A 14,886-nucleotide genomic window follows, 5' to 3' on the forward strand; every position below is an offset into this window, starting at 1 on the left:
GTGCAATCTTTGATTTCACACAATAAAACAGAAGGAAGAGCGAGGTATCATCGTCAAATTAATTATTACTAATGATAATGCTTATCATTAGTATTTATTTTTTAAGGGTCGCTATGAAGTTATCAGAGATTACACCTGGAGATACAGTAACAATTCGGCTGTTAGACGGTCTTACATCGGATGTCAGAAAAAAGCTTATGGTAATGGGTTTGCTTCCAAACACTGTAGTAAAAGTGATTAGACGTGCACCAATGGGCGATCCATTGCAAGTGGAAGTGCGTGGCGTTTCTGTCGCGTTAAGAGAAACCATTGCACAAAACATTACAGTGGAGCGAGTGTAATGCAGTATCAAGTTCTGACGGTTGGTAATCCAAATAGTGGTAAAACGACGCTTTTTAATGGTCTGACAGGCGCCAAACAGCAGGTTGGTAACTGGGCGGGCGTTACGGTAGAAAAGAAAACGGGTCAATTTAAGCATGCAGGTGATGATTTTCTGGTTACCGATCTGCCAGGTATTTACTCCTTAGATAGCGGTAACGATAGTAATAGCATCGATGAGTCGATTGCATCTCGGGCAGTATTAACTCATCCAGCGGACTTGATCATTAACGTTGTTGACGCAACAAGCCTAGAACGTAGCTTATATATTACGCTGCAACTTCGAGAGCTAGGCCGTCCAATGATTGTTGTATTAAACAAAATGGATGCGCTTAAGCGTGAACGTCAAATTATCAATGTTGCCGAGCTAGAAAAAGCGCTAGGCTGTCCTGTCGTGAGCATATCTGCCACAAACAAGGGACAAGTCTTTGAGTTTAAAGAAAGGCTACACAAGTCGCTCGTTCAAGGTGTCGTTCTTAAAGATATATCTTTGAACTACGGTGACAAGATGGAAGCGGCGATCGACAACGTCTCGACCCTTTTTAATGATCAAACTGTTTCTCATCGGGCGTTGGCTATTCGGGCATTAGAAAAAGACGCATTAGTGCTAAATAGCATGTCTGACGCTGACCGCAAAGTGGTCAGCGAAGCGATTGCTACGTTGGAGCTTGATGTTGATTTGCAGGTGGCGGATACCAAGTACACTCACCTACACGAACAATGTAAGAAAGTTCGCCGTAGTGAGGGTAAGTTAAGTCACAGTGTGACAGAGAAGCTGGACCAATTCATTTTGAATAAATGGGTCGGTATTCCATTCTTTTTTGTTGTGATGTATTTCATGTTCATGTTCTCTATCAACATCGGTAGTGCATTCATTGATTTCTTTGATATTGGTGTCGGCGCACTGTTGGTTGACGGTGGACACTATTTACTTGATGGACACTTACCGGTTTGGTTAGTGACAGTGATCGCTGATGGTATCGGTGGCGGTATTCAGACGGTGGCGACCTTTATTCCAGTTATTGCGTGTTTGTACTTGTTCCTTGCCGTGCTTGAGAGCTCCGGTTATATGGCGCGCGCCGCATTTGTACTTGATAAAGTGATGCAGAAAATTGGACTGCCGGGTAAAGCGTTTGTCCCATTGGTTCTTGGTTTTGGTTGTAACGTACCGTCTATCATGGCAACCCGCACACTCGATCAAGAACGCGAGCGTAAATTAGCAGCATCGATGGCGCCATTTATGTCGTGTGGTGCACGTCTTCCGGTTTATGCATTGTTTGCAGCGGCATTTTTTCCTGACTCAGGCCAAAACGTGGTGTTTGCGCTTTACCTATTGGGCATCATCGCGGCTATTTTTACGGGGGTGTTCCTGAAAAAGACGCTTTATCCAGGTAGCAGCGATAGCCTAGTCATGGAAATGCCAAACTACGAGTTGCCGACGTTGCAAAACGTGGTCATTAAAACATGGCAAAAACTGAAGCGTTTTGTCTTGGGTGCTGGTAAAACCATCGTGGTCGTGGTTACGGCGCTTAGCTTCCTAAACTCGTTGGGAACCGACGGCAGTTTTGGTAACGAAGACAGTCAAAACTCAGTACTATCTAAAGCGGCACAAGTGGTCACCCCCGTATTTGCACCAATCGGCATTCAAGAAGACAACTGGCCAGCAACGGTAGGTATCATTACCGGTATCTTCGCGAAAGAAGCTGTCGTCGGTACGCTTAACAGCCTATACACCACGCCAAGTGACGAAGAGTCGGCTGGTTTTGATTTAATGGCGAGTTTGGAGGAAGCCGTGATGACGATTCCTGACAATTTCGCAGGCTTAAGTTATTCAGACCCGTTAGGAATTGAAGTGGGCGATCTAACTGACTCAAATGCTGTTGCTGCTGAGCAAGAAGTTGATGCCTCTATTTTCGGCAATATTAAGGCGCAATTTGTGTCTGGCAATGCAGCATTTGCTTACCTGATCTTCATTCTGCTTTATACACCTTGCGTGGCAGCGATGGGGGCTTACGTACGTGAGTTCGGCCATAAGTTTGCACGTTTTATTGCCGCGTGGACAATGGGTTTGGCGTATCTCGGTGCGACGTTCTATTACCAAGCAATGCACTTACTCGCTCACCCTGTGAGCAGTTCAATTTGGCTAGTCGTGATTATCGCTATCTTTATTGCGACGTATATTGGTTTTAAGTGGGTAGGTGAAAAACAACGTACACTAGAGGCGCAAGTAGCATGATTTTAAAAGAGCTTTATCAATACATTGTAGACAAAGGAACCGTCTCCCAGTCAGATCTGGCTAAGCAGTTTGGGATGAGTGAAGATGGTGCCGACGCAATGTTGAGCGTGTGGATTAATAAAGGTCGGATTACGCGTTTGGTGGACACCAATAAAGCTCATGATGTTACCCGTGTTCGCTACGCAGTGACAAGGCAAGATGGGTTGTCACTGACAGTGACCATGTAGCTAAAAGTAATCACGCAAAAACAACCAAGCCGCATTAGCAATGATGCGGCTTTTTTGTTGCTCTCTGAGCTCTAGCTATAACAGGTTTCTAAATTTAGGCTTTTTGGAAAATAGAGCTCAGTGATAGCACGTTCTTAATTCGACCAAGCACTTCGTTTTGCTCTTCTTCTGTGCGGAATTCACCTTTGGTGTTACCCCAAATTGGTCCCGGCCATGCCACATCGTCTTTGAAGCGAGCAATATGGTGAATGTGCAGTTGTGGCACCATGTTGCCTAGTGCGCCAAGGTTTAGCTTGTCAGGGCGAAATGTAGCCTCTAACGCTTGGCTTACCGCTTGAGACTCTAGCAAAAACTGTTGCTGCTCTTGCATTGGTAAGTGGTGCAGTTCTTTTAGGTTTGCACGTTTAGGTACCAAGATAACCCATGGCACCGCATTGTCTTTATGCAGAAGCGCAACACATAGTGGGAAATGACCGATAACGATGGTGTCTTTTGCCAGTTGAGGGTGCAGTTCAAAACTCATGATGGTATTCCAATTAACTTTTGTTTTATCTGGCGTCAGTATACGTCAGATAAAACAAAAGGTTGACGCTTTCACGCCAACCTTTTTAATTATCTCAATTATTGATTCGCTTACATGCGCTCTAGAGTATCGATACCTAGTAGAGACAGACCCTGCTTGATGGTCTTCGCTGTTAGCGCTGCTAGCTTCAGACGGCTTTGTTTCACCGCTTCGTCTTCAGCCACTAGGATAGGGCACGCTTCGTAGAAGCTAGAGAATTGACCTGCTAGTTCGAATAGGTAGCTACACATGATGTGTGGTTGACCTTCACGAGCAACAGATTGAACCGCTTCTTCGAACTGCATCAGTTTTGCGATAAGCGCTTTCTCTTTCTCATCAGTGATCTTGATTTCACCTTGTAGTTCATCCATAGACACGCCAGCTTTAGCGAATATAGATGCTACACGAGTGTAAGCGTATTGCATGTACGGTGCCGTGTTGCCTTCGAACGCGAGCATGTTGTCCCAATCGAACACGTAGTCCGTGGTACGGTGCTTAGAAAGGTCTGCGTATTTAACCGCTGCCATTGCAACCGTGTTAGCGATCGCTTTCTTCTCGTCTTCTGCTAGTTCTGGGTTCTTAGATTCGATCAGCTGTGCTGCACGAACCTCTGCTTCATCCAGAAGATCAGCAAGACGAACCGTACCACCTGCACGAGTCTTGAATGGACGACCATCTTTACCTAGCATCATACCGAATGCGTGGTGCTCAAGAGAGACAGACTCAGGCACGTAACCCGCTTTGCGAACGATAGTCCAAGCTTGCATTAGATGTTGGTGCTGACGAGAGTCGATGAAGTAAAGTACACGGTCTGCGCCTAGTTCTTCGTAACGGTATTTCGCACAGGCAATGTCCGTGGTGGTGTACAGGAAGCCGCCGTCGCGTTTTTGAACGATAACGCCCATTGCTTCGCCGTCTTTGTTCTTGAATTCTTCTAGGAATACAACTTGTGCGCCGTCATCTTCAACCGCAAGACCTTGCGCTTTAAGGTCTGCTACGATCTTAGGCAGCATGTCGTTGTACATGCTCTCGCCCATTACGTCATCACGAGTAAGAGATACATTTAGACGATCGTAGTTGCGTTGGTTTTGGATCATGGTTACGTCAACCAGCTTCTTCCACATTTCTGCGCAGAACTCGTCACCGCTTTGCAGTTTAACAACGTAGCCGCGAGCTTTTACGGCAAATTCTTCGTCTTCATCGTATAGTTTTTTAGATTCACGGTAGAAGCCTTCAAGGTCAGCCAGTTCCATAGATACTTCGCCAGACTCTTGCTGTACGCGCTCAAGGTTTGCGATAAGCATACCGAACTGAGTACCCCAGTCACCGATGTGGTTCGCACGGATCACTTTGTGACCTAGGAACTCAAGCGTACGTACTACGGCATCCCCGATGATGGTTGAACGTAGGTGACCAACGTGCATTTCTTTTGCAACGTTTGGCGCAGAGTAGTCAGCAACGATAGTTTGTGCTGCTTCTGCCGCTACGCCTAGACGTGAATCGGCTAAAGCGGCGTCAGCTTGTTTCGCAAGGAACTCTTCGCTTAGGAAAATGTTGATGAAACCAGGGCCTGCGATTTCTGTTTTACTCGCAATGCCGTCTAGCTCTAGAACATCCAGTACTTTCTGTGCAAATTCTCGTGGGTTAGTACCCAGTTTTTTAGCAACGCCCATTACGCCGTTTGCTTGGTAGTCACCAAATTGTGGCTTTGCTGATTGACGAACAGCTGCAGGACTGCCTGCAGGTGCGCCAGCGGCTTCTAGAGCCTGAGATACTTTGTCATTAATAAGTGCTTGGATATTCACACGCGTTTCCTTCAATTCAAGGACGAAGAACTCGGCAAGACAGGGGCCGAGTACTGTTGGAGTTCACAAAAATAGGATTAATGATAACAACTTTATTGCTTTTCATACAGAGAGGATTGGGGGAAATTTTTACTTTTTCGATTGAATGGAAATATGCGGCGGATAGGGTTTACTATTGCGCCCAGAGTAAAGAGATAAATGGCCCCAAAAGAGAGCAATAATGAGCACACCATTAGTAGAAAAGCGCTTAACACCTGAGCTGATGATCCAAGATTTAGACGCCTTTATGGCAAAGATTGAAGCGTTCGCTTTGATGCTTAAATTAGACCTGAGCTTTGCCCAAGCGGATCATATTGCACTGCGAATCAATGATTGCGATACAGCCAAAGCCGCGCATGAAGCTTGGAATCAATACGGCAAGGTGATCTCACAAGCGAAAATCAATGGGCGCCCAATCATCGTGATTGAATTCGACAAAGCGCTGGAAAGCCGTGGCTGGAAGATTGAGTGTCTGGAATTGCCATACCCAGCGGAAGGCAAAATTTACCCAACTGAAAGCTGGGAGCACGTGGAGTTTGTCATTCCATCGCATGCAGAAACGGCAGATGAGTTTTTCGCTGATCTGAAATATACTTACCCTGCATTTGGTGAGCACTTTGAACAGCTAGAAGAGATGGGCGTGAAGATCAAACTGTCTAGCCCGAAGGGCGAAGGCGAGCGCTTAAACAACCCGACGGTGGCATTTAAGTATCAAGGTATTTGTATCAAACTGCACCCACATTCACTCAAGCGCATTGTGGAGTCTGAACAGGCGTAATTAAACGTTTTTTAACGGCTTGTAGAAAAAGAAGGGTTGCTCAATGAGCAACCCTTTTTGTATTCAAATGTGAGGCCTTTAAAGAATAACCGTCTTATTCCCGTAAACAAAAACGTGGTCATTGAGCACTTTATTTAGCGCTTTGCTCAAAACGTTCTTCTCTACATCGCGGCCTGCTTGAGCCATATCTTGTGCGCTGAACGTGTGATCGACTGGAATCACGTCCTGCTTGATGATTGGGCCTTCATCTAAGTCATTCGTGACGAAGTGCGCGGTTGCACCAATGATCTTCACGCCGCGATCATACGCTTGCTGATACGGTTTCGCACCAATGAATGCGGGCAAAAAGCTGTGGTGAATGTTGATGATCTTATGACGGTATTTCTCTACGAAGGTAGGCGTTAGTACGCGCATGTACTTAGCGAGCACCAAGTAATCGGCATCGTATTGGTGAATCACTTCATGCATTTTTTGCTCGTGTTCTTCACGGCTGAGATCTTCATGGGTCACATGGTGATAAGGAATATCAAAGCGCTCAGTGAGGTTTTGCAGTTTATCGTAGTTACCCACCACAGCTGCGATTTCGACATCTAAACTGCCATCGTAGGTCTTCATTAGAATGTCCCCCAAACAATGGGCTTCTTTGGTCACTAAGATAATGATACGTTTACGACGAGAGCTGACAAGAGTGCGTTTCGCACCTTGCGGCAGTGCTTGGTCTAAATCGGCAAGGAACGTTTGGTCATTGAAGTATCCTTCTAACTCCGTTCGCATGAAGAAGTGCCCACTGGTGTTATCAACAAATTCGTTATTGTGAACGATATTCAGTTGATGCTTATAACAGATATTCGTGATTTTTGAGATCAAACCCGGAGCGTCGCTGCAATGGGTCAACAGTGTTTTCTTTTCCATAAATCAGATACTTCCATACATTATTTTTCTAGCGCACGAGTAAAGTACTCACTTTAGAAGCGTGAATCGTACGGCAATCTGACTTCATAAATAATCTATTCTCGACATGGTTTCAACCAATTATCACTATTGAGCCGTAAGCTGACCGTATTGTGGGCTGATGTCACACTCTATCCTCTGGTATACTCACACCAATTTTACTAACCAGATATCAGGCATGATTGCAAAAACATTTTCCTCTGATGGTGCTTTGGGTAAAGCGATTCCGGGCTTTCAGGCTCGTCAGCCACAAATAGACATGGCAGAAGCCGTCAGTAGTGCGATCAAGCAACAAAGCCAGTTAGTGGTAGAGGCGGGGACGGGGACAGGTAAAACCTTTGCCTACCTAGTACCAGCGTTGTTAAGTGGCAAAAAAGTCATCATCAGTACCGGTTCCAAAAACCTACAGGAGCAGTTGTACCATCGTGATTTGCCTTTAATGGTCAATGCATTAGGCTTTTATGGTCAGGTCGCGTTACTTAAAGGACGGTCTAATTACCTTTGTTTAGACCGTCTAAGTCGACAGATGGTCGAAAGTCATTCCACCGAGTCCGATCCCACTTTGTTAACGCAGCTAGTCAAGGTACGAGCTTGGTCATCAGAGACCAAAACCGGCGACTTGGGGGATTGTGACGATCTGCCGGAAGACAGCATGATCATCCCGACCATCACCTCGACCAATGATAACTGTTTGGGTAAAGATTGCCCGAGTTACACCGATTGTTTTGTTCTGAAAGCACGTAAACGCGCAATGGACTCCGACGTTGTGGTGGTCAATCATCACTTGTTCCTAGCCGACCTTGCAATTAAAGAAACGGGCTTTGGTGAACTGATCCCTGAAGCTGATGTGTTTATCTTCGACGAAGCTCACCAGCTGCCAGATATTGCGAGTGAATACTTTGGTCAGACAGTGTCGAGTCGTCAAATTCATGAACTGGCCAAAGACATTGAAATTGCCTATCGCACAGAAGCAAAAGACATGCGCCAACTGCAAAAAGTGGGCGATAAGCTGATGCAAAGTGCAATGGACATGCGCATCGTACTTGGCGAACCAGGTTTTCGAGGTAACTGGCGTGAGGCAATGCAATCGGAATCGATTAAGCGCGAGTTAATCCGCCTGATCGATAGTCTTGAGCTTGCCATCGATGTACTGAAACTTGCCTTGGGAAGAAGTCAGCTGTTGGATACTGCATTTGAACGTGCGAATTTGATCAAAGGCCGAATCGATCGGGTCTGTGATGTCGACATCACGGGGTATTCGTATTGGTATGACACGTCGCCACGTCATTTTGCTTTGCACATAACGCCTCTTTCGGTGGCGGATAAATTTCATGAGCAGATAGAAATTAAACAAGGTGCGTGGATCTTCACTTCGGCAACCTTAGCAGTATCGGGGGATTTTAAACACTTTACCGATCGTCTGGGGTTGAAACCCAAGCAGGCGTTTTCTTTACCCTCTCCTTTTGATTATGAGGAGCAGGCACGTTTATGTGTACCTCGCTATTTACCAGAGCCCAATAGTCCTGGCTTGTCTGATAAACTGGTGCACATGCTTGCTCCCGTGATTGAAGAAAACCAGGGGCGTTGCTTCTTTCTTTGTACTTCGCACAGCATGATGCGTGAGCTTGGTGAGCGCTTCCGTGAAGTACTGGATCTGCCTGTACTGATGCAAGGTGAGATGAGTAAACAAAAGACCCTTGCCGAGTTTATGGCGCTAGGTAATGCACTGCTGGTGGCGACTGGTGCATTTTGGGAAGGGATCGATGTTAGAGGTGATGCGTTGAGCTGTGTTATCATCGACAAATTACCGTTTACCGCCCCGGATGACCCGCTACTGAAAGCCCGGATCGAAGATTGTCGATTACGTGGCGGTGAGCCATTTGCAGAAGTGCAAATCCCTGATGCGGTGATCACCTTAAAACAGGGGGTAGGGCGTTTGATTCGAGACAGAAAAGACCGTGGTGCGTTGATCATTTGTGATAATCGTTTGGTGACACGTGATTACGGTGGCGTCTTCCTCGGAAGTTTACCGCCCATCCCAAGAACGCGTGATTTAGACCGAATCAAAGCATTCTTAAAAACAGAATAATGGGCCATAGACGAGAGCTGTGGCATAACCAAATCAAAGAAGAGTTGTAGAGAATTACATGAGCGCAAAAATTCTTGCTATCGATACCGCAACTGAAAACTGTTCAGTTGCTCTACTGGTTAATGACCAAGTGATTTCACGCAGTGAAGTTGCACCTCGTGACCATACGAAAAAAGTGTTACCTATGGTTGACGAAGTACTGAAAGAAGCCGGTCTAACTCTACAAGATCTGGACGCATTGGCATTTGGCCGTGGCCCGGGCAGTTTTACTGGCGTGCGTATCGGTATTGGTATTGCACAAGGTTTGGCATTTGGTGCCGACCTACCAATGATTGGCGTTTCTACGCTGGCCGCGATGGCACAAGCAAGTTATCGCCTACAAGGTGCCACTGACGTCGCGGTTGCCATTGATGCGCGTATGAGCGAAGTCTACTGGGCACGTTACACTCGCCAAGAAAACGGTGAATGGGCGGGCGTGGATGCAGAATGCGTGATTCCGCCAGGACGCCTAACAGAAGAAGTACAAGCAGACGATAAAACATGGACCACTGCAGGTACGGGTTGGGAGGCGTATCAAGCTGAACTTGCTGGCCTGCCATTTAGCGTCACGGGCAGTGAAGTCCTTTACCCAGATTCACAAGACATTGTGATTCTCGCACAACAAGAGCTGGCGAAAGGTAATACCGTGCCAGTAGAAGAATCGAGCCCGGTTTATCTACGTGATAATGTGACGTGGAAGAAGCTTCCGGGGCGCGAGTAATTAGCATGACAAAAGGCAGGGCGTTTACCCTGCCTTTTTATGGAGCGTTATGGCATCGATTAATGGTTTACCTTCCGCGCTAATACCAGGTGCCAACCGCACCAATAAAGTCGCTAAAAATGGCAAGGTAAAGAAAGCCAAAAACAACCAGCCCGTAGGCCATCCATCCAAGGTAGCAAACGCGGTAGCGCATTCCATAAAGCAAGTGGATGAGTCTCAAATTCATCGAGCTCAAGTCCAATACGACCTCCCAGAAGGACGTGGGCGTAAGGCAATGGAAGAGTATATGGATATCATGAATCGAGCGAAAAAAGAGGAACTCGATCAATTGTTTGGTGTCGATATCTATGTCTGACAAACAAATTAATAGTGGTGGTTTATGAAATTTTCTGGACGCATTTTTCCGGTTATCGTTGCAGCATTTTGGCTTTCTGCCTGTAGCTCGCTTCCTGAAGAGCTGAGCGCAAGCACTGAGCAGGTTTTGACCGATTACAAAACCTTTGCCCAGGATCAAGGGCAAGCAGCAAATGATGTTCGCCTTGGTGGTGTTATTGCAAAAGTCGATAACCTGAAAAATCAAACTCGTCTCGAAATCGTTAACCTTCCTATCAGCAAATCCGGTAAGCCCGATCTCAACAAAGAGCCACTAGGTCGTTTCGCGGTTTATTTTGATGGTTATCTTGAGCCCGTCGCTTTTAGCCAAGGTCGCCTAATTACCGTTGTTGGTAAAGGTGAGGGAGAAGAGAAAGGCAAGATAGGTGAACACGATTATATTTTCCCAGTGATGCACGGAGATGGCTATCGTTTGTGGAAGATTGAAGAGCGAGTGCGCACTTACGATACGCCAACGTATTTTTACCCATGTTATTCCATCAACTGTCGCATGATGCGTGCAGATTTTCCTCAAGACGGAAAAATCATCAAGCAGGTGAAATAGTCAGTGATCAACGAGCGTCGATTTGAGCTCCCAGCGGGAACGATGGCCGCCCTTGAAGTTGGAAGTGTTGAACGAACTGAACTGTCAGTTGTTTTTCTTCATGGGTGGATGGATAACGCAGGTAGCTTTAAAGTGTTGATGGAAAGGCTACATCAGCTCAACCCTAATATTCATTTGTTAGCGATTGACCTGTTTGGTCATGGTTTATCCAGCCATAAATCTTACGACAATTATTATCCTTTTCATGACTATATTGACGACTTGCACCAGTTGTTGGACAAATTATCATCAAACAGACTGATGTTAGTAGGGCATTCGCTTGGTGCTTTGATTGCAAGTTGTTATAGTGCAGCGTTTCCTGAGCGGGTTGAAGCGCTGGTGCAAATTGAAGGGGCGGGTCCGCTATCAGAACCCCCCGACAATAGCCTGCAGCGTTTGCGGGATGGTGTACTGAGTCGGCATCGACAACAGAGTAAGTCGAACAGGGCCATCGCTTCTTTCGACCTGGCGTTAAAGCTGCGAATGCAAACGAATCATTTAACGGCAGACCAATTAATGCCAATTGTTGAGCGCGGAACAGAATGTCGAGAAGACAAATGGTTCTGGCGGCATGACGCTAAGCTGAAATGTGCGTCGCTTTATCGTATGGCGCAAGAGCACGCAAACGCAATAACCAGTCAGATACGTTGCCCTCATCTGATCATACTGGGTGATAAAGGATTCCAACATTTACAGTCTAACCAAGTTGATTGGGGCGAGAACCTGCCAAAAGTAGTCTCTGTCGTCGGTGGACATCACTGTCACTTAGAGCAAGCACTCGAGGTCGCAGAGCGGATTCTTGGTGTAGTTAACAAAATCTAAACAAGTGTTTGAGAGTTACGTGCTCAAGCACGTTTGCTGTGCTGTAATAGTGTTCAAAATTAAAAAGACGCTATTTTTAGCCAGTTATAAACGAGGAGTAACATCGTGGATAAACCATGGCTTTCACGTTATCCAAGTGACGTACCTGAAACCATCAATCCAGAGCAATATGAGTCTTTGGTAGAAATGTTCGAGCAGTCTGTACAAAAATACGCAGACCAACCAGCATTCATGAATATGGGCTCGGTGATGACCTTCCGCAAGCTGGAAGAGCGTAGCCGCGCATTTGCTGCATACCTGCAAAACGAACTTAAGCTGAAAAAAGGCGACCGAGTTGCGTTAATGATGCCTAACTTGCTGCAATACCCAGTTGCGCTGTTTGGTATTTTGCGTGCAGGTTGTATCGCAGTGAATGTGAACCCACTTTACACTCCTCGAGAGCTAGAGCATCAGCTAAATGACTCAGGTGCAACGGCGATCGTTATCGTTTCTAACTTCGCGAACACACTCGAGCAAATCGTTGAAAACACATCAGTGAAGCATGTGGTTTTAACCAGTCTTGGTCAAATGCTGCCACGTGCTAAAGGCACACTGGTTGACTTCGTCGTCAAGTACGTGAAGGGCATGGTGCCTAAGTACGATCTGCCGGGTGCAATCTCAATGCGTAAAGCGTTGCACAAAGGTCGTCGTCTTCAGTACGTGAAACCCTTTATGTCAGGCGATGATATTGCATTTCTGCAATATACCGGTGGTACAACAGGCGTAGCAAAAGGCGCGATCCTGACACATCGCAACATGATCGCAAACGTGATGCAGGCGAAAGGCGCATACGGCCCAGTCTTGTCTCCTGGTCGTGAGTTAGTGGTTACTGCACTGCCGCTATATCATGTATTTGCGCTGACAGTGAATTGTTTATTATTTGTAGAGATGGGTGGGAATAACCTGCTGATCACTAACCCGCGTGATATTCCTGGCTTTGTTAAAGAGCTACAGAAATACCCATTCACGGCGATTACCGGTGTAAACACTCTGTTTAACGCACTGGTGAATAATGAAGATTTCCATGAGTTGGATTTCAGCAATCTTCGTCTCGCTGTAGGTGGTGGTATGGCGGTGCAACGCGCGGTTGCTGAAAGATGGCAAAAGACAACAGGTTGTTATCTGCTAGAAGGCTACGGCCTAACGGAATGTTCGCCATTGGTCGCGGCATACCCGCATGATTTAGTGGAGTACAACGGTTCTATCGGTTTGCCGGTGCCATCAACAGAAGTACGTATCGTTGATGAAGAAGGTAACCCATTAGCAAACACCGAGACGGGAGAACTTCAAGTTCGTGGCCCACAGGTTATGCAAGGTTACTGGCAGCGTCCTGAAGCCACTAAAGAAGTGATCAATGAAGATGGTTGGCTATCGACGGGTGATATCGTTAAGTTTGATGACGAAGGCTTCCTACACATTGTTGACCGTAAGAAAGACATGATTCTTGTGTCTGGCTTTAACGTGTACCCGAACGAAATCGAAGATGTGGTTGCGCTGCACGGTAAAGTATTGGAAGTTGCGGCGATTGGTCATCCACACGAAGTGTCTGGTGAATTGGTTAAGATCTACGTTGTCAAACGTGACCCTAGCCTAACCAAAGACGAGTTGATCACGCACTGTCGCCAACACCTAACGGGCTACAAGATCCCTAAATTGGTGGAATTCCGTGATGATTTGCCAAAGACCAACGTAGGTAAAATCCTTCGCCGAGTACTACGTGAAGAGAACGATGCAGAGCTAGCGAAGAAGAGCGCGTAAGTCGAATTCTTTGTGCAGCAATCATTTATTGCCAAATAGTGTTAGAATGCCAGCGTTTTGCTGGCATTTTTTATAGCGAGAAGTATGTGAATTATCAGATCATCACTAAAAACAAAGACCTAGAAGAAGTTTGTGCTCAAGCCAGAGAAGCAGACGTTGTTATGTTGGATACCGAATTTGTTCGAGTAAGGACGTACTATCCACAGCTAGGTTTGATCCAGCTTTTCGACGGCAAACAACTTTCTTTGATCGACCCAACTGAATTGACGGATATGACGTCATTCACCGAGTTATTGAAAGATACCTCTGTGTTGAAAGTGCTGCATGCTTGTGGTGAAGATTTAGAAGTATTCCAAAATGCGTTTGGCTGTACACCATTTCCCATGGTTGATACTCAGCTTATGGCGGCATTTCTTGGTCACGGCTTATCGACGGGCTTTGCCACGTTGGTGAACGAATACTTAGGCATCGAGCTCGATAAAAGTGAATCACGAACCGATTGGATGGCCCGTCCACTGACTCAAAAGCAGCTAGATTATGCGGCGGCAGACGTTCATTATCTCTTACCACTTTATGAAAAGCTCTTTGATCGTGTAACAGAAGCGGGCTGGTGGGAAGCGGTACAACAAGAAAGTGACTCGCTGGTCTCTAAGCGCATTCGTGAAGTCAACGAAGAAAACGCCTACCTCGATATTAAAGGTGCATGGCAGCTAAAACCATCAGAGCTTGCAGTGTTAAAACCTTTAGCGACATGGCGTTACCGTGAAGCACTTAAACGCGACTTGGCGTTGAACTTCATCTTCAAAGAAGGAGACTTGCTAACGGTAGCTCGTCTTGGGTTAACCAGCTTCAAGAAAATGGAAGCGGAGGATATTGACCCACGCGCAGTGAATCGTCATGGCGCAAGAATTGCCGCGATGGTGAAGAAGGCTAAGCAAACCCCGGCGGAAGACTACCCAGCGTCAATTGAGCGTTTGATGGATTACCCAGGTTACAAACAAATCTTCAAGAACCTGAAAGATGTGGTGAAGGTGGCTTCACAAAAATCGGGCCTGGCGACGGAATTTTTGGCCTCGAAGAAGCAAATCAATCAGATCATCAGCTGGGTATGGAAGAAAGACCGCGATCCAGCGAGACTGCCAGATGTGATGCAAGGTTGGCGCCTTGAACTTCTCGGCGAGAAGATGAACAAGGTGCTGAAGTAAGTACAAATTAAAAAGGTTGGCAATGTTGCCAACCTTTTTTGTAACACGCATTTGTATTTTGCTTGAGGTACTCATTTTGATAAGGCTAAGCCGCCGAGTCATTCTAGCTGAAACGCAAGTACCTGGGTGAGACTAGGAATCTACTCACCGCCCACTTTGAAGGCAAAATCCTATCTCACCAATCCGAGCACTCTGGTAATAGATTCTGAATCACGCTCGTTCCTCGCTGTCCAGAATGACGGGGAGATAGTGGGTCATTCC

Annotated in this window: 14 protein-coding genes; 11 read left to right on the forward strand and 3 right to left on the reverse strand. The window is 46.3% G+C overall.

The genetic code is table 11. The features are described 5' to 3' along the window. The first annotated feature begins 113 nt into the window (after positions 1 to 113). The 3 genes from ACVA54_RS13010 to ACVA54_RS13020 are packed head-to-tail and all read left to right on the forward strand — an operon-like array spanning position 114 to position 2,841. Positions 114 to 341, forward strand: a complete 228-nt coding sequence (locus tag ACVA54_RS13010; protein WP_099079343.1) for a FeoA family protein — start codon at positions 114 to 116, stop codon at positions 339 to 341. Beyond that, the gene (feoB, locus tag ACVA54_RS13015; RefSeq protein ID WP_446642301.1) at positions 341 to 2,614 is read left to right on the forward strand and encodes a Fe(2+) transporter permease subunit FeoB; all 2,274 of its coding nucleotides are present in this window, start codon (positions 341 to 343) and stop codon (positions 2,612 to 2,614) included. The genes ACVA54_RS13010 and feoB overlap by 1 nt, the downstream gene beginning before the upstream one ends. Next, positions 2,611 to 2,841 (forward strand): FeoC-like transcriptional regulator, encoded by a 231-nt coding sequence (locus ACVA54_RS13020; RefSeq protein WP_099079345.1) that lies wholly within the window; start codon positions 2,611 to 2,613, stop codon positions 2,839 to 2,841. The genes feoB and ACVA54_RS13020 overlap by 4 nt, the downstream gene beginning before the upstream one ends. Positions 2,842 to 2,935: 94 nt before the next feature. Here the strand turns inward: ACVA54_RS13020 and ACVA54_RS13025 are convergent, their stop codons facing one another. After that, positions 2,936 to 3,364 carry an HIT family protein gene (locus tag ACVA54_RS13025; RefSeq protein ID WP_446596579.1) on the reverse strand — a complete coding sequence of 143 codons (429 nt, stop codon included), beginning with the start codon at positions 3,362 to 3,364 and terminating at the stop codon, positions 2,936 to 2,938. A gap of 110 nt (positions 3,365 to 3,474) precedes the next feature. Then, entirely contained in the window at positions 3,475 to 5,208 is a 1,734-nt protein-coding gene (argS, locus tag ACVA54_RS13030) for an arginine--tRNA ligase (protein WP_099079347.1), read from the reverse strand. Between the two features lie 220 nt (positions 5,209 to 5,428). On the opposite strand from argS, the gene ACVA54_RS13035 reads away from it, so the two are divergent. Next, entirely contained in the window at positions 5,429 to 6,025 is a 597-nt protein-coding gene (locus tag ACVA54_RS13035) for a VOC family protein (protein WP_099079348.1), read from the forward strand. Positions 6,026 to 6,103: 78 nt separating this feature from the next. Here the strand turns inward: ACVA54_RS13035 and purU are convergent, their stop codons facing one another. Further along, complete coding sequence (gene purU, locus ACVA54_RS13040) at positions 6,104 to 6,937, reverse strand: formyltetrahydrofolate deformylase (RefSeq protein WP_119463668.1); 834 nt, start codon at positions 6,935 to 6,937, stop codon at positions 6,104 to 6,106. Positions 6,938 to 7,154: 217 nt separating this feature from the next. On the opposite strand from purU, the gene ACVA54_RS13045 reads away from it, so the two are divergent. The 7 genes from ACVA54_RS13045 to rnd all read left to right on the forward strand — a co-directional run bounded on the left by ACVA54_RS13045 (position 7,155) and on the right by rnd (position 14,625). After that, a complete protein-coding gene (locus ACVA54_RS13045; protein WP_099079350.1) occupies positions 7,155 to 9,065 on the forward strand; it encodes an ATP-dependent DNA helicase in 1,911 nt (636 codons plus the stop codon). 58 nt (positions 9,066 to 9,123) lie between these two features. Next, a complete protein-coding gene (tsaB, locus tag ACVA54_RS13050) occupies positions 9,124 to 9,825 on the forward strand; it encodes a tRNA (adenosine(37)-N6)-threonylcarbamoyltransferase complex dimerization subunit type 1 TsaB (protein WP_099079351.1) in 702 nt (233 codons plus the stop codon). 49 nt (positions 9,826 to 9,874) lie between these two features. Beyond that, a complete protein-coding gene (locus tag ACVA54_RS13055; RefSeq protein ID WP_099079352.1) occupies positions 9,875 to 10,180 on the forward strand; it encodes a chromosome partitioning protein ParA in 306 nt (101 codons plus the stop codon). Positions 10,181 to 10,204: 24 nt separating this feature from the next. After that, positions 10,205 to 10,762: a Slp family lipoprotein gene (locus tag ACVA54_RS13060; protein WP_446649668.1), complete on the forward strand. Its 558-nt coding sequence runs from the start codon at positions 10,205 to 10,207 to the stop codon at positions 10,760 to 10,762. 6 nt (positions 10,763 to 10,768) lie between these two features. Next, complete coding sequence (locus tag ACVA54_RS13065) at positions 10,769 to 11,623, forward strand: alpha/beta fold hydrolase (protein WP_099079359.1); 855 nt, start codon at positions 10,769 to 10,771, stop codon at positions 11,621 to 11,623. Between the two features lie 105 nt (positions 11,624 to 11,728). Further along, the gene (gene fadD, locus ACVA54_RS13070; RefSeq protein ID WP_099079354.1) at positions 11,729 to 13,420 is read left to right on the forward strand and encodes a long-chain-fatty-acid--CoA ligase FadD; all 1,692 of its coding nucleotides are present in this window, start codon (positions 11,729 to 11,731) and stop codon (positions 13,418 to 13,420) included. 86 nt (positions 13,421 to 13,506) lie between these two features. After that, positions 13,507 to 14,625 carry a ribonuclease D gene (rnd, locus tag ACVA54_RS13075; protein ID WP_143699935.1) on the forward strand — a complete coding sequence of 373 codons (1,119 nt, stop codon included), beginning with the start codon at positions 13,507 to 13,509 and terminating at the stop codon, positions 14,623 to 14,625. Positions 14,626 to 14,886 lie beyond the last annotated feature (261 nt).

The organism is Vibrio sp. PNB23_22_6 (genome assembly GCF_052877535.1).

Coding starts and splice junctions, on each gene's coding strand:
- ACVA54_RS13010 (WP_099079343.1), top strand. CDS start 114: ATGAAGTTATCAGAGATTACACCTGGAGATACAGTAACAATTCGGCTG.
- feoB (WP_446642301.1), top strand. CDS start 341: ATGCAGTATCAAGTTCTGACGGTTGGTAATCCAAATAGTGGTAAAACG.
- ACVA54_RS13020 (WP_099079345.1), top strand. CDS start 2,611: ATGATTTTAAAAGAGCTTTATCAATACATTGTAGACAAAGGAACCGTC.
- ACVA54_RS13025 (WP_446596579.1), bottom strand. CDS start 3,364: ATGAGTTTTGAACTGCACCCTCAACTGGCAAAAGACACCATCGTTATC.
- ACVA54_RS13035 (WP_099079348.1), top strand. CDS start 5,429: ATGAGCACACCATTAGTAGAAAAGCGCTTAACACCTGAGCTGATGATC.
- purU (WP_119463668.1), bottom strand. CDS start 6,937: ATGGAAAAGAAAACACTGTTGACCCATTGCAGCGACGCTCCGGGTTTG.
- ACVA54_RS13045 (WP_099079350.1), top strand. CDS start 7,155: ATGATTGCAAAAACATTTTCCTCTGATGGTGCTTTGGGTAAAGCGATT.
- tsaB (WP_099079351.1), top strand. CDS start 9,124: ATGAGCGCAAAAATTCTTGCTATCGATACCGCAACTGAAAACTGTTCA.
- ACVA54_RS13055 (WP_099079352.1), top strand. CDS start 9,875: ATGGCATCGATTAATGGTTTACCTTCCGCGCTAATACCAGGTGCCAAC.
- ACVA54_RS13060 (WP_446649668.1), top strand. CDS start 10,205: ATGAAATTTTCTGGACGCATTTTTCCGGTTATCGTTGCAGCATTTTGG.